17 protein-coding genes are annotated in these 20,395 nt (G+C 72.0%); 9 read left to right on the forward strand and 8 right to left on the reverse strand.

Annotation, left to right across the window (positions count from 1 at the left end; translation table 11 throughout):
* Positions 1-181 precede the first annotated feature (181 nt).
* Complete coding sequence (gene leuA / locus CP978_RS11850) at positions 182-1,903, reverse strand: 2-isopropylmalate synthase (protein ID WP_043440108.1); 1,722 nt, start codon at positions 1,901-1,903, stop codon at positions 182-184.
* Between the two features lie 311 nt (positions 1,904-2,214).
* Between leuA and CP978_RS11860 the strand changes: the two genes are divergently transcribed.
* From CP978_RS11860 to era, 8 genes are all read left to right on the forward strand, one after another.
* Positions 2,215-3,282 carry a M4 family metallopeptidase gene (locus CP978_RS11860; protein WP_043440110.1) on the forward strand — a complete coding sequence of 356 codons (1,068 nt, stop codon included), beginning with the start codon at positions 2,215-2,217 and terminating at the stop codon, positions 3,280-3,282.
* Positions 3,283-3,350: 68 nt separating this feature from the next.
* Positions 3,351-3,617 carry a protealysin inhibitor emfourin gene (locus tag CP978_RS11865; RefSeq protein ID WP_043440112.1) on the forward strand — a complete coding sequence of 89 codons (267 nt, stop codon included), beginning with the start codon at positions 3,351-3,353 and terminating at the stop codon, positions 3,615-3,617.
* Positions 3,618-3,717: 100 nt separating this feature from the next.
* On the forward strand, positions 3,718-5,034 hold the full coding sequence (locus CP978_RS11870; protein ID WP_079162100.1) for a GH1 family beta-glucosidase: 1,317 nt from the start codon (positions 3,718-3,720) through the stop codon (positions 5,032-5,034).
* Between the two features lie 280 nt (positions 5,035-5,314).
* Positions 5,315-6,385, forward strand: a complete 1,071-nt coding sequence (locus tag CP978_RS11875) for a PhoH family protein (RefSeq protein WP_043440114.1) — start codon at positions 5,315-5,317, stop codon at positions 6,383-6,385.
* 12 nt (positions 6,386-6,397) lie between these two features.
* Positions 6,398-6,895 (forward strand): rRNA maturation RNase YbeY, encoded by a 498-nt coding sequence (gene ybeY / locus CP978_RS11880; protein ID WP_043440116.1) that lies wholly within the window; start codon positions 6,398-6,400, stop codon positions 6,893-6,895.
* Positions 6,892-8,199, forward strand: coding sequence for a hemolysin family protein (locus tag CP978_RS11885; RefSeq protein WP_043440117.1), 1,308 nt, complete (start codon positions 6,892-6,894; stop codon positions 8,197-8,199). The genes ybeY and CP978_RS11885 overlap by 4 nt, the downstream gene beginning before the upstream one ends.
* Before the next feature lie 34 nt (positions 8,200-8,233).
* Complete coding sequence (locus CP978_RS11890; protein ID WP_043440118.1) at positions 8,234-8,587, forward strand: cytidine/deoxycytidylate deaminase family protein; 354 nt, start codon at positions 8,234-8,236, stop codon at positions 8,585-8,587.
* 120 nt (positions 8,588-8,707) lie between these two features.
* On the forward strand, positions 8,708-9,667 hold the full coding sequence (era, locus tag CP978_RS11895) for a GTPase Era (protein ID WP_079162101.1): 960 nt from the start codon (positions 8,708-8,710) through the stop codon (positions 9,665-9,667).
* Positions 9,668-9,682: 15 nt separating this feature from the next.
* Here the strand turns inward: era and CP978_RS11900 are convergent, their stop codons facing one another.
* Together CP978_RS11900 and CP978_RS11905 are read right to left on the reverse strand one after the other, a co-directional pair.
* Positions 9,683-10,792: a carbohydrate kinase family protein gene (locus CP978_RS11900; RefSeq protein ID WP_043448437.1), complete on the reverse strand. Its 1,110-nt coding sequence runs from the start codon at positions 10,790-10,792 to the stop codon at positions 9,683-9,685.
* A gap of 149 nt (positions 10,793-10,941) precedes the next feature.
* Positions 10,942-12,249: a glucarate dehydratase family protein gene (locus CP978_RS11905; RefSeq protein WP_043440121.1), complete on the reverse strand. Its 1,308-nt coding sequence runs from the start codon at positions 12,247-12,249 to the stop codon at positions 10,942-10,944.
* 362 nt (positions 12,250-12,611) lie between these two features.
* Here CP978_RS11905 and CP978_RS11910 point away from each other — a divergent pair, with 362 nt between their 5' ends.
* A complete protein-coding gene (locus tag CP978_RS11910) occupies positions 12,612-13,967 on the forward strand; it encodes an MFS transporter (RefSeq protein ID WP_043440122.1) in 1,356 nt (451 codons plus the stop codon).
* Positions 13,968-13,980: 13 nt separating this feature from the next.
* Here CP978_RS11910 and CP978_RS11915 read toward each other — a convergent pair whose 3' ends face one another.
* From CP978_RS11915 to CP978_RS11935, 5 genes are all read right to left on the reverse strand, one after another.
* Positions 13,981-14,973: an adenosine deaminase gene (locus CP978_RS11915; protein WP_043440123.1), complete on the reverse strand. Its 993-nt coding sequence runs from the start codon at positions 14,971-14,973 to the stop codon at positions 13,981-13,983.
* A 49-nt stretch (positions 14,974-15,022) separates the two neighbouring features.
* The gene (locus CP978_RS11920) at positions 15,023-15,952 is read right to left on the reverse strand and encodes a ribonuclease Z (RefSeq protein WP_043440125.1); all 930 of its coding nucleotides are present in this window, start codon (positions 15,950-15,952) and stop codon (positions 15,023-15,025) included.
* A 6-nt stretch (positions 15,953-15,958) separates the two neighbouring features.
* Complete coding sequence (locus CP978_RS11925) at positions 15,959-16,312, reverse strand: histidine triad nucleotide-binding protein (RefSeq protein ID WP_043440127.1); 354 nt, start codon at positions 16,310-16,312, stop codon at positions 15,959-15,961.
* Positions 16,313-16,461: 149 nt separating this feature from the next.
* Positions 16,462-19,698, reverse strand: coding sequence for a S41 family peptidase (locus CP978_RS11930; RefSeq protein ID WP_043440128.1), 3,237 nt, complete (start codon positions 19,696-19,698; stop codon positions 16,462-16,464).
* Between the two features lie 70 nt (positions 19,699-19,768).
* The gene (locus CP978_RS11935; RefSeq protein WP_052454089.1) at positions 19,769-20,335 is read right to left on the reverse strand and encodes a hypothetical protein; all 567 of its coding nucleotides are present in this window, start codon (positions 20,333-20,335) and stop codon (positions 19,769-19,771) included.
* Positions 20,336-20,395 lie beyond the last annotated feature (60 nt).

Consider the following 20,395-nt stretch of genomic DNA (forward strand, 5'->3'; position numbering starts at 1 on the left):
TACGCGGGAGATCACCCGGGGGCGTCATCGCCGCGCTGGCGTGATGTTAGCCACATTGGTGAGGTGAAGTCAGTACCTCGGACGAGACCGCTCCGTGACCTCCGGCCGAAACGGACCGGTCGCCGAGCGGCCCCGTCCGCCCTGTGGGGCGGACGGGGCCGTGAAGTCGCCGGTCAGAGGCTCAGCGGGCGGCGCGGTTGACGGCGGAGACGACTGCCTTCAGCGAGGCACGTGTCGTGTTCGCGTCGATACCGATCCCCCACAGGACCTTTCCGTCGATCGCGCATTCGATGTACGAGGCGGCCTGGGCGGAGGCGCCCTCGCTCATGGTGTGCTCCTGGTAGTCCAGCAGGCGTACATCGATGCCGATGGACTGCAGGGCGTCGAAGAAGGCGGAGATCGGTCCGTTGCCGGAGCCGGTCAGCACCGTGTCCTCGCCGTCGACCGTGGCCTCGACGGTGAGGTCGTCCACGCCGTCCGTACCGGTCGTCGACTGGCCGTTCCTGACCTGGACGCGGCCCCAGGGGTTCTCCGGGTTGGGCAGGTACTCGTCCTGGAAGACCGCCCAGATCTCGCCGGGGGTGACCTCGCCGCCCTCGGCGTCGGTCTTCGTCTGGATGATCCTGGAGAACTCGATCTGCATCCGGCGCGGCAGGTCCAGCTTGTGGTCGTTCTTCAGGACGTAGGCGACACCGCCCTTGCCGGACTGCGAGTTGACACGGATGACCGCCTCGTAGGAGCGGCCGACGTCCTTGGGGTCGATGGGCAGGTACGGCACCGCCCACTCGATGTCGTCGACGGTCTTGCCCCGGGCGGCCGCGTCCGCCTCCATGGCGTCGAAGCCCTTCTTGATGGCGTCCTGGTGGGAGCCGGAGAAGGAGGTGTAGACGAGGTCACCGATGTACGGGTGGCGGGGGTGGACCTCCATCTGGTTGCAGTACTCCCAGGTGCGGCGGATCTCGTCGATGCGGGAGAAGTCGATCTGCGGGTCGACGCCCTGGGAGAAGAGGTTCATGCCCAGGGTGACCAGGTCGACGTTGCCGGTGCGCTCGCCCTGGCCGAACAGACAGCCCTCGATACGGTCGGCGCCGGCCGTCACGGACAGCTCGGCCGCCGCGACCGCCGTACCGCGGTCGTTGTGCGGGTGGGCGGACAGGCAGACGTACTCACGGCGGGAGAGGTTGCGGTGCATCCACTCGAAGCGGTCGGCGTAGGTGGAGGGGGCCGAGCGCTCGACGGTGGCGGGCAGGTTGAGGATGATCTCGCGGCCCGGACCGGGCTGCCAGACGTCCATGACCGCCTCGCAGACCTCCAGGGCGAAGTCCAGCTCGGTGTCGGTGAAGATCTCGGGGCTGTACTGGTAGCCGAACTCGGTCTCCGGGCCCAGCAGTTTCTCCGCGTACTCCATGACCAGCCGGGTGCCGTCCACGGCGATCTGCTTGATGTCGTCCTTGGAGCCGCGGAAGACGACCCGGCGGAAGACCGGGGCGGTCGCGTTGTAGAGGTGGACGGTCGCGCGCCGGGCGCCCTTCAGGGACTCGACGGTCCGCTCGATCAGGTCCTCACGGGCCTGGGTCAGTACGGAGATCGTCACATCCTCGGGGATCGCGCCCTCCTCCTCGATGATCGAGCGCACGAAGTCGAAGTCGGTCTGGCCGGAGGCCGGGAAGCCGACCTCGATCTCCTTGTAGCCCATCTTCACCAGCAGATCGAACATCGCGCGCTTGCGCGCCGGTGACATCGGGTCGATCAGGGCCTGGTTCCCGTCGCGCAGGTCCGTGGAGAGCCAGCGGGGAGCCTGGGTGATCCGCCGGTTCGGCCAGGTGCGGTCGGGGATCTCCACCTGCTCGTACGGGCGGTACTTGTGGATCGGCATGGACGTGGGCTGCTGGCGGTTCGCCATGTGCGTGGGCTCCTCAGGATGTCCGGAAGGACGGCCGACGACGCAACGCCAGAAGCTCCGCGGGGAGGGAGTCGGCCTCTACAGGCCCTCGCCGCGGCAGCTAAGGAGGAGCAGCCCGAAACGCATGATGCTCCGCATGCTAGCCGAGCCGCGTCGGCCGCGAGGGCCTGTATCAGTATGCGGGACCGGAGGGACGTTCCGGACAAAAAGTGCATCACCTCACAGCCCGGCGCCACGACCGCCTCACATTCCCCTCACCAATCATGATTGCGGGTAGTGACAGATCGGTGACTCAGTGCAATGGTTTGTGTATGACCGACACCGGGGGCCAGGGGCCCGTCCACTGCACCATCGTTCCGCCGCATGTCCTCGACAGGCTCGCGCAGCACGGGGACTCCGCCCTCGCCGATCCCGCGCGCCGCACCCTGGAGCACGACGCCCTGCAGCGCACCCGCCGCCGGCTGACCACGGTGATCGGGGCGCCCGGGGCGGTCGCCGCCGAGGCGGGCACCGGGCGGCCCCGGCGCACCGTCTACGACGCCGGGCACCGGCAGAACCTGCCCGGCAGCAAGGTCCGCGGGGAGGGCGACGACCCCGGCCAGGACGCCTCGGTCAACCGTGCCTATGCGGGCCTCGGTGCCACCTTCGAGCTGTATCTCACGGCGTACGGCCGCGACTCCATCGACGGCGAAGGGCTGCCGCTGGACGCGAGCGTGCACTACGACGACCACTACGACAACGCCTTCTGGAACGGCGAGCAGATGGTGTTCGGCGACGGGGACGGCGAGATCTTCCTGGACTTCACCATCCCGGTCGACGTCATCGGCCATGAACTCACCCACGGCGTCACCCAGTACACCGCGAATCTGGCCTACTTCGGCCAGTCCGGCGCCCTCAACGAGTCGATCTCGGACGTCTTCGGCTCGCTGATCAAGCAGTACGCGCTCGGCCAGACCGCCGGCGACGCCGACTGGCTGATCGGCTCCGGGCTGCTCGCCCCGGGCGTCAACGGCAAGGGGCTGCGCTCCATGAAGGAACCGGGCAGCGCCTATGACGACCCCGCGCTCGGCAAGGACCCCCAGCCGGGGACGATGGACGGCTATGTGCGCACCGGCCGGGACAACGGCGGGGTGCACATCAACTCCGGGATCCCCAACCGGGCGTTCTACCTGGTCGCCACCGCGCTCGGCGGCTCGGCCTGGGAGCGGGCCGGGCAGATCTGGTACGACGTGCTGACCGGCGGGGAGCTGCGCTCCGAGGCGAGCTTCGCGGACTTCGCGAAGCTCACGGTGGCGGCGGCCCGGGCCCGCTACCGGCAGGGCGAGGAGCAGGAGGCCGTCCTCAAGGCCTGGGAGGCGGTCGGGGTGCCGACCGCGTAGACCGCCCTTCCTTTCCGAACCGCCGGGCCCTCTCGCTCCGGGAGCCCTTTTCGTACTAGACAGGTGTCATGCGTATTCGGGTGAGGCGCACGGGCGGTTTCGCGGGCATCGAGCGCCGGGGCGAGGTGGAGACCTCGGGGCGCGCCGACGCCCCGGAGTGGCACTCCCTGGCCGAGCGGGTGCTGGCGGCCGGCCGGGCAGCGCCGGGGAACGGGGTGCCGGACGGCTTCCACTACGAGATCACGGTGGACGGCAGGACCGTGCACTGCGCGGATCCCCGGCTGACCGAGGAGCAGCGCACCCTGATCTCGCGCGTCCTGAAGGAGGGCGCCTGAGCCGCCGTCCTGAAGGAGAGTGCTGATCCGTTCCGCCGCGCCTTCTGCCGGCGCCCGGCAGTTCGTACCTGACCGTTGACTTCCCTTACCCAGGGTAAGGATGATCCGGCGCATGGCGACGAACCCGATACCCCGGTTCCCGGACGGTTTTCTGTGGGGCGTGTCGACCTCCGCCCACCAGATCGAGGGGGCGGCCGAGGAGCGCGAGCCCTCCGTGTGGGACGTGTTCACCGCCGAGCCGGGGCGGGTGAAGGACGGCTCGACGGCGGCGGTGGCCTGCGACCACTACCACCGCTACCGCGAGGACGTGGCGCTGCTGGCCGGCCTCGGCGTGGACGCGTACCGCTTCTCGGTGTCCTGGCCCCGGGTGAACTCCCCCGGCGGCCTCGACTTCTACGACCGCCTGGTCGACGAGGTGTGCGCCGCGGGAGTGCAGCCGGTCCCGACCCTGTTCCACTGGGACCTGCCGGCCGCCCTGGACTGGCTGGACCGGGACACGGCGTCCCGGTTCGCCGAGTACGTCTCGGTCGTCGCCGAGCGCCTCGGGGACCGGGTCCCCCGCTGGATCACCCTCAACGAGCCCGCCGAGCACACCCTGCTCGGCCATGCGCTGGGCGTCCACGCACCCGGCAGACGGCTGATGTTCGACGCGCTGCCGGTGGCGCACCACCAGTTGCTGGCCCATGGCCTGGCCGTACGGGCCTTGCGCGCGGCCGGGGCGACCCGGATCGGGATCGCCAACTCGCACGCCCCGGTACGGCCCGCCTCCGGGGAGCCGGCGGACGTGGCGGCCGCCGCGTTCTACGACGTGCTGCTCAACCGGCTGTTCGCGGATCCGCTGCTGCTCGGCCGGTACCCGGAGGGCATCGGCGAGCTGATGCCCGGCGATGTCACGGCCGACCTCACGGTGATCGCGGAGCCCCTGGACTGGTACGGGGTCAACTACTACGCACCGGCCAGGGTGGGGGCGCCGCTGGGCACGGAGACCCGGTCCGGCGGTCTCACGCTCCCCGCCGGCCTTCCCTTCTCCGTCCGGGAGATCGAGAACGTCCCGGTCACGGACCACGGCTGGCCGGTGGTCCCCGAGGCGCTGACCGAGCTGCTGACCGGCCTGCGGGAGCGCTACGGCGACCGGCTCCCACCCGTCGTGATCACCGAGAACGGCTGCTCCTACGAGGGCGTCGACGACCAGGAGCGCATCGCCTTCCTGGACGGCCACCTGCGCGCGCTGCACCGGGCCGTGGCGGCGGGCGTCGAGGTGCACGGCTATTTCGTGTGGTCGCTGCTGGACAACTTCGAGTGGGCCGAGGGGTACGCCCGGCGCTTCGGACTGGTCCAGGTCGACCCCGGCACCCTGGAGCGGACCCCCAAGGCCTCCTACGCCTGGCTGCGGGACCAGCTGCGGGCACAGCGGTGAGACGGCCCGCCCGGGACCGGCGCCCGGGACCCGGGCCGGGCGTCCCCCGCCCGTGCGCGCCCGCTCCGCCCGGGGTCCCCCGTTCGGCGGTCACGGCCGCGGGGGAGGGCGAAGGGGGCGACGGCCCGCGGCCCCGGCAGAGAGTCGTGCGCTCTCGTACATGTGCACGCCGAAAAGTCCTACGGCTCTGTCACCCTCCCGTCGTACTCTTGAACTCGCGAGGCCGCCCTCACCGGTGCGGCCGTACGGAGGAGGAATCGCAGGCCTTCAGAGCCGGCCCATGACTCAGACACCCACAGCGCACAGCCCCGCGGAGGGACAGGCAAGAGCGCGCTTCACCGTCCCCGCCCAGCACCCCATGGTGACCGTGCTGGGGTCCGGGGACTCCCTGCTCCGCGTGATCGAGAAGGCCTTCCCGGCGGCCGACATCCATGTCCGGGGCAATGAGATCAGCGCGGTCGGTGACGCCGGGGAAGTCGCCCTGATCCAGCGCCTGTTCGACGAGATGATGCTGGTGCTCCGCACCGGACAGCCGATGACGGAGGACGCAGTGGAACGCTCGATCGCCATGCTCCGGGCGAGCGAGAACGGGGAGGGCCCCGAGGAGACTCCCGCCGAGGTGCTCACACAGAACATCCTGTCCTCGCGAGGCCGCACGATCCGCCCCAAGACGCTCAACCAGAAGCGCTATGTGGACGCGATCGACAAGCACACCATCGTGTTCGGCATCGGTCCCGCGGGCACCGGCAAGACCTACCTCGCCATGGCCAAGGCGGTGCAGGCCCTGCAGTCCAAGCAGGTCAACCGCATCATCCTGACCCGCCCTGCGGTCGAGGCGGGCGAGCGCCTGGGCTTCCTGCCCGGCACCCTGTACGAGAAGATCGACCCCTATCTGCGCCCGCTCTACGACGCGCTGCACGACATGCTCGACCCGGACTCGATCCCCCGGCTGATGGCCGCGGGAACGATCGAGGTGGCACCGCTGGCGTATATGCGTGGCAGGACCTTGAACGATGCTTTCATCATCCTGGACGAGGCTCAGAACACGAGTCCCGAGCAGATGAAGATGTTCCTCACCCGTCTCGGCTTCGACTCGAAGATCGTGATCACGGGCGATGTGACCCAGGTCGACCTCCCGGACGGGACCAAGAGCGGTCTGCGTCAGGTCCAGGAGATCCTGGAGGGGCTCGACGACGTCCACTTCTCCCGGCTGTCGTCGCACGATGTCGTACGGCACAAGCTCGTCGGCCGTATCGTCGACGCGTACGAGAAGTACGACAGCACGCACGGCACCCAGAACGGCACCCACAAGGGGCAGAGCCGGGGCAGGTCCGGGCACAAGGGGAAGTAGACCAGCACCACCATGTCGATCGACGTCAACAACGAGTCCGGCACCGAGGTCGACGAGCGGGCGATCCTCGACATCGCCCGGTACGCACTCGCACGGATGCGCATCCACCCGCTCTCCGAGCTCTCGGTGATCGTCGTGGACGCCGACGCCATGGAGCAGCTCCATGTGCAGTGGATGGACCTGCCGGGGCCGACCGATGTCATGTCCTTCCCCATGGACGAGCTGCGGCCGCCGTCGAAGGACGACGAGGAGCCGCCGCAGGGCCTGCTCGGCGACATCGTGCTGTGCCCGGAGGTCGCGGCCAAGCAGGGCGCCGAGGCGCCGACCCAGCACTCCATGGACGAGGAGCTCCAGCTCCTGACCGTCCATGGGGTGCTGCACCTGCTGGGCTACGACCATGAGGAAGCCGACGAGAAGGCCGAGATGTTCGGTCTCCAGGCCGCCATCGTGGACGGCTGGCGCGCGGAGCAGGGCCTGACCGGGCCCTCTCCGGCACCCACCGTGTCATGAGTCCCCAACTGGTCATCGGAGCGATCGCCCTGGTGATCGTCGCCTGGCTCGCCGCCTGCGCGGAGGCGGGCCTGGCGCGGGTCTCCAGCTTCCGCGCCGAGGAGGCGGTGCGCGTCGGCCGGCGCGGCAGCGCCAAGCTGGCCCAGGTCGCCGCGGACCCGACGCGCTATCTCAATGTGGCGCTGCTCGTCCGCGTCGCCTGCGAGATGGCCGCCGCCGCGCTGGTCACCTACGCCTGTCTGCGGGCGTTCTCCGGGACCGCCGAGGCGCTGCTGATCGCGATCGCGGTGATGGTCCTGGTGTCCTATGTCGCCGTCGGGGTCTCCCCGCGCACCATCGGCCGTCAGCATCCGCTGAACACCGCGACGGTGGCCGCGTACATCCTGGTGCCCCTGGCGCGGGTGATGGGCCCGATCCCGTCCCTGCTCATCCTGCTCGGCAACGCCCTCACCCCCGGCCGGGGCTTCCGCCGGGGTCCCTTCGCCTCGGAGGCGGAGCTGCGGGCGCTGGTCGACCTCGCCGAGAAGGAGTCCCTGATCGAGGCCGAGGAGCGCCGCATGGTGCACTCGGTCTTCGAGCTGGGCGACACCCTGGTGCGGGAGGTCATGGTCCCGCGGACCGACCTGGTGGTCATCGAGCGCTACAAGACCGTCCGCCAGGCGCTGACCCTGGCGCTCAGGTCCGGTTTCTCGCGGATCCCGGTCACCGGGGAGAGCGAGGACGACATCGTCGGGATCGTGTATCTGAAGGACCTGGCCCGCAAGACGCACATCAGCCGGGACGCCGAGTCGGAGCTGGTCTCCGGTTCGATGCGGCCGGCCACCTTCGTCCCCGACACCAAGAACGCGGGCGATCTGCTGCGCGAGATGCAGAAGGAGCGCAACCACGTCGCCGTCGTCATCGACGAGTACGGCGGCACGGCCGGGATCGTCACCATCGAGGACATCCTGGAGGAGATCGTCGGGGAGATCACCGACGAGTACGACCGCGAGCTGCCTCCGGTGGAGGAACTGGGCGGGGACCGCTACCGGGTCACCGCCCGCCTGGACATCGGCGACCTGGGCGACCTGTACGGGCTCGACGCCTACGACGACGAGGACGTGGAGACGGTCGGCGGACTGCTCGCCAAGGCGCTGGGGCGGGTCCCCATCGCCGGTGCCTCCTCGGTCGTGGAGCTCCCCGACGGGCGTGAGCTGCGCCTCACCGCGGAGGCTTCCGCCGGCCGCCGGAACAAGATCGTGACGGTCCTGGTGGAGCCGGTGGGCCCGGCCGGGACTCCGGAGGAGAAGCCCCACACCGACTGACCCGCGCGGTGGGGGTGCTCCGTATGCTCGGGGCATGACCGACAGCAACGGGCTCGGCCCCGAGGACCGCAAGATCGTCACCCTGGCCCGCTCCACGCGGGCCCGCAACGGCGTGGCCGAGGGCGCCGCGGTGCGGGACGAGACGGGCCGTACCTATGTGGCCGGGACCGTGTCCCTGGACTCCCTGAGGCTCAGCGCGCTGCGCACGGCGGTGGCGATGGCGGTGGCCTCGGGCGCCAAGTCCCTGGAGGCCGCGGCCGTGGTGACGGAGGCGGAGTCCGCGTCCGCGGAGGACCTGGCGGCGGTCCGGGACCTCGGCGGTCCGGACACCCCGGTGCTGGTGGCGGGGCCCGACGGGGCTGTGCGCACGACCCTGACGGCGGGCTGAGACACCCGCCCGGCCCGGGGGCGGACCGGGCCGGTGTCGCCCGCCCGTCCTCTCGAAACACGCCCTGGGGCGGGGCAGGGCGTGGCCGGCCGTGCCGTGGGGCTCTGTGGATCAGGGAGAATGGGCGCCATGAGCGTTCGCAGCCAGTCATCCGAGCCGACCGAGGCCGCCCACCGGGCGGGCTTCGCCTGTTTCGTCGGCCGCCCCAACGCGGGCAAGTCCACCCTCACGAACGCTCTGGTCGGGCAGAAGGTGGCGATCACCTCCAACCGGCCGCAGACCACCCGGCACACGGTGCGGGGCATCGTGCACCGGCCCGACGCGCAGCTGATCCTGGTGGACACCCCGGGGCTGCACAAGCCGCGCACCCTGCTGGGCGAGCGGCTGAACGACGTGGTGCGCACCACCTGGGCCGAGGTGGATGTGATCGGCTTCTGTCTGCCCGCCGACCAGAAGATCGGCCCCGGAGACCGCTTCATCGCCAAGGAGCTCGCGGGGATCAAGAAGACCCCGAAGGTCGCCGTCGTCACCAAGACGGACCTGGTGGACCCCAAGTCCCTGGCGGAGCAGCTGATCGCGATCGATCAGCTGGGCAAGGAGCTGGGCTTCGAGTGGGCGGAGATCGTGCCGGTCTCGGCGGTCGGGGACAAGCAGGTGGAGCTGCTGGCGGACCTGCTGGTGCCGCTGCTGCCCGAGGGCCCCGCGCTCTACCCCGAGGGCGATCTGACGGACGAACCCGAGCAGGTCATGGTGGCGGAGCTGATCCGCGAAGCGGCGCTGGAGGGCGTGCGGGACGAGCTGCCGCACTCCATCGCGGTGGTCGTGGAGGAGATGCTGCCGCGCGAGGACCGTCCGGCGGACAAGCCGCTGCTGGACATCCATGCGAACGTCTATATCGAGCGGCCCAGCCAGAAGGGCATCATCATCGGCCCCAAGGGCAAGCGGCTGAAGGACGTCGGCATCAAGTCCCGCAAGCACATCGAGGCGCTGCTCGGGACCCCGGTCTTCCTCGATCTCCATGTGAAGGTGGCCAAGGACTGGCAGCGGGACCCCAAGCAGCTGCGGCGCCTGGGCTTCTGAGCGGCCCCCGGTGGTTCACATCGCCCGGGGGAATCCGATGGTCGGCACGGCCCTGCGGCGCGGCCAGGGCTCGACGCAGCGCTCCGGGACCAGCCCCGCCAGAAAGGCGTAACGGCTGAGCGCCGCGGGGTCCTGGTCCTCGTAGGACTGGACCTTGCGCCACCACGCCGCGATCTCGGACCAGCCGGGCGCCGACAGCGAGCCACCGAACTCCTGCACCGACAGCGCGGCCGTCAGTCCCGCGAAGGCGAGGCGGTCGGCGAGCGGCCACTCGGCCAGGGTGCCGGCCACGAAGCCCGCCACGAAGACATCGCCCGCGCCGGTGGGGTCCAGGGCCTCCACGGCGATCGCGGGCACGGCCGCGGTCTCCCCGGTGCGCCGGTCCACCGCGTACGCCCCCTCGGCGCCGAGGGTGACCACGGCCAGCGGCACATGCTCGGTCAGGGCGTGGGCCGCGGCGCGTGGGCAGCCGGTGCCCGTGTACCGCATGGCCTCCTCCGCGTTCGGCAGGAACGCCTCGCAGTGGGCGAGGTCGGTGAGCCCGGCCAGGTCCCAGGCGCCGGTGTCGTCCCAGCCGACGTCGGCGAAGATCCGGGTGCCCCGCCCCGCGGCCTCGGCGATCCAGGGGGCGTGCCCGCCCGGGCTCAGCGAGGTGACGGCGGCGCGGGCCCGGGGCGGGCAGGCGGGGGCGGGCTCCTCCGGCGGCGGCTCATGACCGTGGGAGACCATGGTCCGCTCCCCCTCGTAGGCCATGGACACGGTGACCGGGGAATGCCATCCGGGGACCCGCCGTGAGGCCGAGAGGTCGATGCCCTCGCCCTGCTCCATCTCGTCCCAGCAGTACTCGCCGTAGTGGTCGTCGCCGAAGGCGGCCGCCAGCGAGGTCCTCAGACCGAGACGGGCCAGCGCGGTGGCCATGTTGGCGACACCGCCGGGGCTCGATCCCATCCCGCGCGCCCAGGACTCGGTGCCCCGCACCGGGGCGGAGTCCAGTCCGGTGAACACGATGTCGAGGAAGACCGTGCCCGTGAGATAGACGTCCCAGGGCGGGTCCGAGGGGCCGCGCAGGGCGGCGAGGGGATCCCTGCCGCTCGAGCGGAGGTAGGAGTGCGGGGGCGGGTCGATGTGGGGAACGTGGTGGTGTCCCTCTCCCGGGGTCGCGGTCACGGTTGCTCCCTGGCGTGGTGCGGATTGAGCCAGTGTGCACCAACCACGCGGGTGGGCGGCGCCGGTCGCCCCGGAGCCGCCCTCCGCTCCCGGCGGGGAGCGGTCCGCTACCAGCGGGGAACCGTCGGGGTGGTCCACCCGGGGTCCGCCACCCGCATCGCGGCGGCGTCGTCACGGTCGCGCAGGCCCCCGTCGTCGGCGAGCCAGCGCTCGTGGAGGGCCCCCAGCCGGTCCCGGTCCAGGGTGACTCCGAGCCCCGGACCGTCCGGCACGGCGACCGTGCCGTCCCGGAAGACCAGGCGCTCGGTGATGACGTCCTCCGACTGCCACGGGTAGTGGGTGTCGCAGGCGTGGTGCAGGCCCGGCACCGTCGAGGCCACATGGGTCATCGCGGCGAGGGAGATGCCGAGGTGAGTGTTGGAGTGCATGGACACCCCGACCCCGAAGGCGCGGCAGACGGCGGCGAGTTCCCGGGTGTTGCGCAGCCCGCCCCAGTAGTGGTGGTCGGAGAGCAGCACCTGGACGGCGCCCCGGGTGAACGCCTCCTGGATCTCGGCGAAGGTGGTCACGCACATATTGGTGGCGAGCGGCACCCCGCTCTCCTCGGCGATCCGGGCCATCGCGGGGGTGCCCAGCGCGGGGTCCTCCAGATATTCGAGGACATCGCCCAGTTCCCCGGCCACCTTCAGCGAGGTCTCCACCGACCAGGCACCGTTGGGATCCAGCCGCAGCGGATGCCCGGGGAAGGCCTCGGCGAGGGCATGGACCGCGGCGATCTCCTCCTCCGGGGGGAAGACCCCGCCCTTGAGCTTGAAGGACCTGAAGCCGTACCGCTCCTTGAACGCGCGGGCCTGCGCGACCACTCCGGCCGGATCGAGGGCGGCGCCCCAATCGTCCTTCTCCGAGGCCACGCCCTCGGGGTGGTCCGCCCAGCGGTAGAAGAGGTACGCGCTGTACTCGACGGCGTCCCGCACCTTGCCGCCGAGCAGCGCGTGCACGGGCAGCCCGAGCGCCTTCCCGGTGGCGTCGAGGCAGGCGACCTCGAAGCCGGAGACGACGGACAGCCGCAGCTTGTCGGCCGTCTGGACGCCGCGCAGCCCGCCGACGTCGAGCCGGCCACCGGCCCGGGAGCGGTCGACGGCGACCTCGTCGGCCAGGGCGAACAGTCCGCCCAGGTCCGTCACCCGGCGTCCGGGCAGCCGTTCGGCGAACGGCCGGGCCAGCTCCAGGTACTGGGTGTCGCCGTAGGTCTCGCCCACCCCGGTGATGCCGTCGGCCGTCACCACCTCCACGATCAGCCGGGGGGTGTACGGCTGGTGGACGCCCTGGGTGTTCAGCAGCGGCGGGTCGGACACCAGGATCGGTGTCAGGCGCACCTCGGCGATGGTCAGGTCATGCGGGGTCCCGGTGGTCACTGGCGGCTCCTACGAGGTCGAGTCCTGCGCGGTCGAATCCGATGACGCCGGGGATCCGTACTCCATCCCGTCTCCCCATATGGACAGCATCCATATATGGAGATGGAGGCTAGAGGGGCGACCAAAAGCCCGTCAATGGCCCTGCGAACAGCGGGCGTTGACGATGGTTGGCCGGAAAAAGTCGCTCGTCTACCCGGGCTTCACACCCCCAAACCTTTATGTGACTCAGATCACCTGGCCCGCGCTTCTTCTTGGAACCGCGTGCTTGATACAAATTGCCCGCGCGTTCCTGTCGTTCGACGGACGGCACCCCCCACCTCATCGCTCGGACGAGCCGTCCTTTCGCACGCCTTGGAACGCCCGTGTCCTCCCGCACCGCCCCCGCCCGGCCCCTCGTCGCCCTTTTCACGGCCGGGTATCTCGCCGCGTATCTGCTCCCCACCACCGTCGGCAGGCTCGACTCGGGCCTGCCGCTCTCCGCCACCCAGGCCGGGTCCATCGGCAGCGCCCTGCTGCTGAGTTCGGCGAGCGCCGGCTTTCTGCTCGCCGCCCGGGTCCATCGGATCGGCCCCCGCCGGCTCGCCCGCGCCGGGCTCCTGCTGGCCGTCGCCGGCTACGGCACGGCCGCGCTCAGCCACAACGTGCCCCTGGTCGTCGCGGGGGCCGTGGCCGGCGGGTTCGGCTCCGGTACGGCCACCACGGTCGCCGCGACCGGAATCGCCGCGCAGCGCGACCCGCACCGCGCCTCCACCCGGGGTCTGCTCGCCGTCTCCGCACTGGCCGGAGTGCTCTATCTGACGGTGCCCCACCTCGGCCCCGGCCATGGGGTCCTGTTGGCCGCGATCGCGCTCACCGCGCTGCTGGTGTGGCCCGCCACCGGCCGTCTCCACATCCCCGTCCCGGCGGCGACGGCCCCCGGCGGGTCCGGCGGGAGCGGGCGTTCGCCCCAGCTGCGCTCCGGGCTCGTCCTGGCCGGCTGCATCCTGTGCTGGTCCCTCGCCCAGAACTCCCTGTGGGGCGTCAGCGGTCGCATCGGCATCGACCAGGCGCATCTGACGGAGGTGACCGTCGGCGCGGTCTTCGCCCTCGCGCTCGGCGCCGGGCTCCTCGGGGTGATCGGCGCGGGAGTGCTCGGTCCGCGCCTGGGTCGTGCGCTCCCCATCGGCGGGGGCACCGTGCTCATCGCCTGCTGCATCGCGCTCAGCGCCCGCGCCACCGATCTGGCCGGTTTCGCGGCCGGGGAGATCGCCTGGAACGCCGTCTATCCGCTGGTGCTGTCGTATCTGATCGGGCTGGCGGCCTCCCTGGACCAGCGCGGTCGCTGGGCGGTGCTGGTCGGCTCGGCCTCCTCGCTGGGCACCTCGGCGGGCCCGCTGACCGGCAGTGTGCTCTCCGCGCAGGCGGGCTTTCCGGCCATGGGCGCGATCCTGGCCGCCGGTCTGCTGGTGATCGCGGTCCCGCTGACCGCGGTCGCCCTGCACACCTCCGGACGCCCGCTCCTGCCCGGGGTCCTGCGGCGCCGTCACCGCCTGCTCGAAGAGCCCGGGGCGGCCACCCCGACGACCCTGGTCGCCGCCTCCGGGGGCGCCCCGGCCGGCGCACCGGGGCAGCCGGTCGTGGAGATCCCGCTCGGCAGCCCGGCGGCGCCGGTGCGGGAGGAGTACGACACGGCGGGCCCCCGGCACGCTGCCGCGGCACCGGGGGCCGGGAGCCTCTAGGGCGTCCCGAGTCCTACGAGAACCGGTACGCCTCGACTTCGGCGAGACAGCGGGCCCGTCGCTCCTCGTCGTGCTCCAGGAAGGAGGCGAGGAAGGAGTTGCGGGCCAGCTCGCGCATCTGTTCCTCGGTCAGGCCGAGGGCGTCGCGCACGGCGTGGTAGTTGTCCCCGGCGTATCCGCCGAAGTACGCGGGGTCGTCGGAGTTGACGGTGCACAGCAGACCGGCCTCCAGCATCGCGGGCAGCGGATGGTCCGCCAGGGTGTCCACGGCACGCAGCCGGACATTGGACAGCGGGCACACCGTCAGCGGCACCCGCTCCCGCACCAGCCGCTCCACCAGCGCCGGGTCCTCCAGACAGCGCAGCCCGTGGTCGATGCGCTCCACGCCGAGCACATCGAGGGCCTCGGTGATGTACTGCGGCGGCCCCTCCTCACCGGCGTGCGCGACCCGGCGCAGACCGAGCGCGGCGGCGGCCTCGTAGACCTCGCGGAACGCGGCCGGCGGGTTCCCGGCCTCGGCGGAGTCGAGGCCGACGCCGACGATCCGGTCGAGGTGGGGCTTCGCGGCGTCCAGCGTCTCCAGGGCCCGCTCGACGGGCTCGTCCCGGAGAAAACACATGATCAGCTGGGTGGAGACACCATGGTTCCGCTCGCTGCGGCCGAGCGCCCGCCACAGCCCCTCGACCACCGTGCCCATGTCCACGCCCCGGGAAAGGTGCGCCTGCGGGTCGAAGAAGATCTCGGCGTGCCGCACACCCTGGGCGGCGGCCCGCGCCAGATAGGCGTTCGCGAGGTCCTCGAAGTCCTGCTCGGTGCGGAGCACCGCCGTCAGCTCGTAGTACAGGTTCAGAAAGGACTGGAGGTCCTCGAAGGCGTAGGCCGAGCGCAGTTGCTCGGCGTCGGCGTAGGGCAGGCGCACGCCGTTGCGGGCGGCCAGCGCGAAGGCCGTCTCGGGTTCGAGGGTGCCTTCGATGTGCAGGTGCAGTTCGGCTTTGGGGAGGGGCATCGACACAGCGTACGAAAGCGCCCCGCCGTTTCCCTCGGTGGCGCCGCCGTCAGCGCCGCTTGGGCACGGGCACCCGCATCAGGTCGTGAGCCACGGTGAGCTCCCCCTCGAACCCGGCCGCCCGGGCCTGCCGCTCGAACTCTCCCCCGGGCTCAGGACCGGCGGTGTCCCCGGGTTCGTAGCGCTGGCTGAAATGGGTCAGCACGAGATGGCGCACCCCGGCCTCGGCGGCGACCCGTCCGGCCTGGCCGGCGGTCAAGTGCCCGTACTCGGTGGCGAGTCGTGCGTCCTCGTCGAGGAAGGTGGACTCGATCACCAGCATGTCGCAGCCGTCCGCGAGGGCGTGCACCCCCTCGCACAGCCGGGTGTCCATGACGAAGGCGAAACGCTGCCCGCGCCGCACCTCGCTGACCTCGTCGAGCGGCACGCCCCCGAGGGAGCCCTCGCGCTGGATCCGTCCGACGTCGGGCCCCTTGATGCCGAGCGCGGCCAGCCGCTCGGGCAGCATACGGCGCCCGTCGGGCTCGACCAGCCGGTAGCCGAAGGACTCCACGGGGTGGGAGAGCCTCCGGGCCTCCAGGGTGTAGGCGGGGGTGACCGCGAGGGGCCCGTCGGCCGAGACCGGCGCCTCGGTCAGCGCGACGGTCTCGCGGTAGGCCGTCGCATAGCGGAGCCGTTCGAAGAACCGCTGCCCCGACTTCGGGTAGTGCGCGGTGATCTCGTGCGGCACCCGGTCCAGGTTGATGCGCTGGATGACCCCGGCCAGCCCGAGCGAGTGGTCCCCGTGGAAGTGGGTGACACAGATCCGGTTCAGGTCGTGGGCGGCGACCTTGGCCCGGAGCATCTGCCGCTGGGTGCCCTCCCCCGGGTCGAAGAGGATCCCCTGCCCGTCCCAGCGCAGCAGATAGCCGTTGTGGTTGCGGTGCCGGGTGGGTACCTGGCTGGCGGTGCCCAGGATCACCACTTCACGTACGGACACGGCACGTCACCCGGGGGGCCACTGCATGCCACGGCCGCCGAGGACATGGGCGTGCGCATGGAAGACGGTCTGGCCGGCGCCACCGCCGGTGTTGAAGACGACCCGGTAGCTGTCGAGCTGCTGCTGCGCGGCGACCTCGCCGGTCTCGCGGAGCACGGCGGCGGCGACGTCCGGCGCGGCGGCGGCGAGGGTGGCCGCGTCCCGGTAGTGGACGCGGGGGATGACCAGCACATGGGTCGGCGCCTGGGGGTTGATGTCCTGGAAGGCGACGGTGCTGTCGGTCTCCCGGACGATCGTCGCCGGGATCTGCCCGGCCACGATCTTGCAGAACAGGCAGTCGTCCTGCGGCTCTCCCGCCATGTGCGTGCCTCCTCAGACAGACTGATCACGACGACGGCATGGTATCCGCCCGACCACCGCCGACACCCCCCGGGAGCATCCGGCCCCTCCGGCGGCGGCGGTGGGTGCGGGGCCTGAGGGCGCCGGACCCACCGCCGTCCCGGGAGGGATCACAGTGCCGGCAGCTCCGGAGGTGTCTTCGCGGGCCGTTCCTCCAGCGCGGCCAGCGCCACCCGTACCGCCTCGTCCAGTTGCACATCGCGCCCGGCCGCGTGGTCCTGCGGACGCTGGACCGCCTCGATGTCCGGATCCACGCCGTGGTTCTCCACGCCCCAGCCGTAACCCTCCAGCCAGAAGGCGTACTTGGGCTGGGTCACCAGGGTCCCGTCCACCAGCCGGTACTTGCTGTCGATGCCGATGACCCCGCCCCAGGTGCGCGTCCCGACCACGGGTCCGATGCCGAGCGCCTTGATCGCCGCGTTCACGATGTCCCCGTCCGATCCCGAGAACTCGTTGGCGACGGCGACCACGGGCCCGCGCGGCGCGTCCCCGGGGTAGCTGTACGGACGCATCCCGCGCGGCAGGTCCCAGCCCACGATCCGTCGCGCCAGCTTCTCCACGACCAGCTGGGAGGTGTGTCCGCCCCGGTTCTCCCGGACGTCCACCACCAGCCCCTCCCGGGCGACCTCGATCCGCAGATCGCGGTGGATCTGGGCCCAGCCGGGGGCCTGCATGTCCGGCACATGCAGATACCCGAGCCGCCCGCCGGACCGCTCGTGCACATACGCCCGCCGGTCCGCGACCCACGCGTGGTACCTGAGCGGCTCCTCGTCCGCGATCGGGACCACGACCACATGCCGTACGTCGCCCCCGCCCTCCGGCGAGACCGTCAGCTCCACCGGCCGGCCGGCCGTGCCGACCAGCAGCGGCCCGGGCCCGGTCACCGGGTCCACCGGCCGCCCGCCGACGGCGACGATCGCGTCCCCGGCCCGTACGGCGACCCCGGGCGCGGCCAGCGGCGCCCGGGCGTCGGGGTCGGAGGTCTCCGAGGGCAGCACCCGGTCGACGCGCCAACGGCCGTCCTCGTGCCGGGAGAGGTCCGCCCCGAGCAGCCCCTGCCGCCGGTCCGCGCCGGCCCCGTGGCCGCTCGGTGTGACATAGGCGTGCGAGGTGCCCAGCTCGCCCTGCACCTCCCACAGCAGATCCACCAGGTCGTCATGGGTGGCGATCCGCGCGAGCACCGGCCGGTACCGCTCCAGCACCCCGTCCCAGTCGATCCCGCCGAGGTCGGGCCGCCAGAAGTTGTCGCGCATGACGCGGCCGGCCTCGTCGTACATCTGCCGCCACTCGGCCGCGGGGTCGACGGTCGTCCGTACCCGCGCCAGATCGACGGTGATGTTGGCGTCGCTGTCGTCGTCGTTCGGAGCGCGCCGGTCGCTCGGCACCACCTTGAGCTTGCCGTCGGTCCACAGCAGCACCCGCTTGCCGTCGCCGCTGACCGCGAAGTGGTCGGCGTCCGCGGCGAGATGCTCGATGCGCTGCTGAACCAGGTCGTAGCGCTCCAGCTCGCTCTTGGGCTCGGGGTCGTCGGGCGTGGCCCGCGAGGAGCCCAGCACTCCGCGCACCGGGTGCCGCAGCCACAGCACCCCGTCCTTGGCGGCCCGCAGCCCGCCGTAGCGCGCGGCCTCGACCGGGAAGGGCACGATCCGGTCGGCGAGCCCCTCCAGGTCGATCCTGGTGGTGGGGGAGCCCTCGCTGTCGGGCGTCCCGTCCTTGTCGGGGGTGTCGAAGGAGCGGCCGTGCCGCTGCGGCCCGAACGGGGAGGGGGTGGTGGCGGCGAGGGTGATCAGATGCGGCCGGGAGCCGCCCACGAAGGCCAGGTCGAAGACGTGCTCGTCGTAGACCGGGTCGAAGGAGCGCGCCGAGAGGAAGGCCAGATGCCTGCCGTCCAGGGTGAACGCGGGCGAGTGGTCCCGGAAGCGCAGCGGTGTCGCCTCGGTGACCGACAGATCGGCCGTGTTGGCGAGCTTGAGCTGGCGCAGCGACGCCGGACCGGGGTGCGACCAGGCCAGCCACGCCGAGTCCGGGGAGAAGACCAGTCCGGTGGCCTCCCCGTCCTCGCTGCGGTCCACCTCGCGCACCTCGCCGCTGTCCCGCTCCACGAGCAGGATCCGTCCGTCGTGCGCGGCGACCGCGATCCGGCTGCCGTCGGGCGCCACCGCGAGCCCGAGCACCCGCCCGAGCCGGCCCGCCGCGAGCCGCCGCGGGGTGGCGCCGGGCAGCAGACCGGTGGCGGGCGCGAACTCCAGCGCGTCGTCGCCCTCCGCGTCCGTCACCCACACCACCCATTCCTCGCCGTCGGCGCGGAAGGTGCGCGGCAGCCGGGCCCGTACGCCGGGCTCGGCGGCCAGCGCGCGGGCGGGTCCCGAACGGTGGGTGACCCAGTGCACGGAGCCCCGCACCGAGACCGCGCTGCCGCGGCCGGTGTGGTCGGGCGAGGCGGCCCCGAACCAGTGGCTCGCGCTCAGCGGGTACGGCTGGAGGTCGACGCGCTGTCCGCCGAGCCGGATGTCGAGGCGCCGGGGCTCGGCCCCGTCAAGGTCGTCCAGGATCCAGAGTTCACCGGCGCTGGAGTACACGACACGGGTGCCGTCGGTGGCCGCGTGCCGGGCGTAGAAGCCCGCCCCGTCGGGGGTGTGCCGCCGCAGGTCCGAGCCGTCGGGCAGCGAGGAGTACAGTGCCCCGACGCCCTCGTGGTCGGAGAGGAAGGCGATCCTCGGGGAGGACCCCGCGCCGACCCACATCGGGTACTCGAGGTTCCCGTCGAGGTCGGCGTGCAGCCGTACGAACTCCCCGGCGCCGTCCTCGCCTTCGGGCCCGCCGTCGATCCACAGCTTGCCGGCCGTGCCGCCACGGTACCGCTTCCAGCGGGCGGCCTCGCGGCCCATGGTCGCGGACAGCAGCACGGTGCGCGGGCCGTGGGCGACATCGCCGACGGGGCCGTAGGGCAGGGTCGTGGCCGGTCCGCCGTCGAGCGGCACGGCGCGCGCCCAGGTGCGGCGCAGCGAGGCCTGGCCGACGGTGCTGAGGGCGAGCACCTCTCCGCCGGGGGTCCAGCCGCGGACCTGGGTCTTGGAACTCCCCCAGTACGTCAGGCGTTCGGCGGGGCCGCCGTCGATCGGGGCGAGGTGCACCTCGGGGGCGCCGTCGCGGGTGGAGGTCCAGGCGACGGACGTGCCGTCCGGGGAGACGCGCGGGTGGTCGACCGGGACGTTGTCGGCGCTGACCCGCCAGGCGCGGCCGCCGTCGAGGGGGGCGACCCAGACGTCGTCCTCGGCGGTGAAGGCGACCAACTCGCCGTGCAGATGCGGGAACCGGAGATACGCGGGCGATGCTGACTGAGTCACCAGGTCACCCTAAGCAGCGATCCCGCGGACCGACAGGGTTTTTGCCACATGCGCCGGTCTCCTGCCCAGGTCACTTGCCGCGGACCGGCCGGCAGACGGGGTCGCTCTGGCACCAGATCGTCCTGGTCACGGTGACGGTGGGGCCGGGCCCCCAGGGGTGTCCGGTGACGGTGGGCCGCCATGTGACGGGGGGTGCGGGCGTGACGGTGGCGTTGCAGTCGCCGAGGCCGTGGACGTGGAACCACTCCTTGCCGCCCACGGTGGCCCTGAGGTCCCCGCGCACACAGGCGCCGTCGACGGCCCGGGTGACGGTGCCCTTGACGGTGATGTCCCGGCCGTCGTCCGCCTTCCCCCGGCAGTCGACGGTGACGACGGCGGTCTCGGACGGGGAGGGCGTGCGGACGGCGGGGGTGGTCCTGGTGCGGTAGCCGCCCGTGCAGCTGAGCCAGCTCACCTTCACATGCTGTCGCTCCAGTTCCCTGGTCGCGGTCCGGCTGGTCGTGTAGGCGACCGCCGTGGACCCCATGTCGCCGGGCTGGCACGCCGAGACACCACCCACGGTGACCGCCATGAGCCCGGTGACCACCACGGCCCGCCGTCCCGCAGGCCGCCGCCGGATACGCCGCAGAACCCCCATGCGGGGCAGCCTCCCACCGACCCGCCCGCGGCGGTAGAGCGCATACGGCCATACGGGAGT

This window comes from Streptomyces nodosus (assembly GCF_008704995.1).
In the GTDB taxonomy this organism is placed as follows: domain Bacteria; phylum Actinomycetota; class Actinomycetes; order Streptomycetales; family Streptomycetaceae; genus Streptomyces; species Streptomyces nodosus.

Coding starts and splice junctions, on each gene's coding strand:
- leuA (WP_043440108.1), bottom strand. CDS start 1,903: ATGGCGAACCGCCAGCAGCCCACGTCCATGCCGATCCACAAGTACCGC.
- CP978_RS11860 (WP_043440110.1), top strand. CDS start 2,215: ATGACCGACACCGGGGGCCAGGGGCCCGTCCACTGCACCATCGTTCCG.
- CP978_RS11865 (WP_043440112.1), top strand. CDS start 3,351: ATGCGTATTCGGGTGAGGCGCACGGGCGGTTTCGCGGGCATCGAGCGC.
- CP978_RS11870 (WP_079162100.1), top strand. CDS start 3,718: ATGATCCGGCGCATGGCGACGAACCCGATACCCCGGTTCCCGGACGGT.
- CP978_RS11875 (WP_043440114.1), top strand. CDS start 5,315: ATGACTCAGACACCCACAGCGCACAGCCCCGCGGAGGGACAGGCAAGA.
- ybeY (WP_043440116.1), top strand. CDS start 6,398: ATGTCGATCGACGTCAACAACGAGTCCGGCACCGAGGTCGACGAGCGG.
- CP978_RS11885 (WP_043440117.1), top strand. CDS start 6,892: ATGAGTCCCCAACTGGTCATCGGAGCGATCGCCCTGGTGATCGTCGCC.
- CP978_RS11890 (WP_043440118.1), top strand. CDS start 8,234: ATGACCGACAGCAACGGGCTCGGCCCCGAGGACCGCAAGATCGTCACC.
- era (WP_079162101.1), top strand. CDS start 8,708: ATGGGCGCCATGAGCGTTCGCAGCCAGTCATCCGAGCCGACCGAGGCC.
- CP978_RS11915 (WP_043440123.1), bottom strand. CDS start 14,973: ATGCCCCTCCCCAAAGCCGAACTGCACCTGCACATCGAAGGCACCCTC.
- CP978_RS11925 (WP_043440127.1), bottom strand. CDS start 16,312: ATGGCGGGAGAGCCGCAGGACGACTGCCTGTTCTGCAAGATCGTGGCC.
- CP978_RS11935 (WP_052454089.1), bottom strand. CDS start 20,335: ATGGGGGTTCTGCGGCGTATCCGGCGGCGGCCTGCGGGACGGCGGGCC.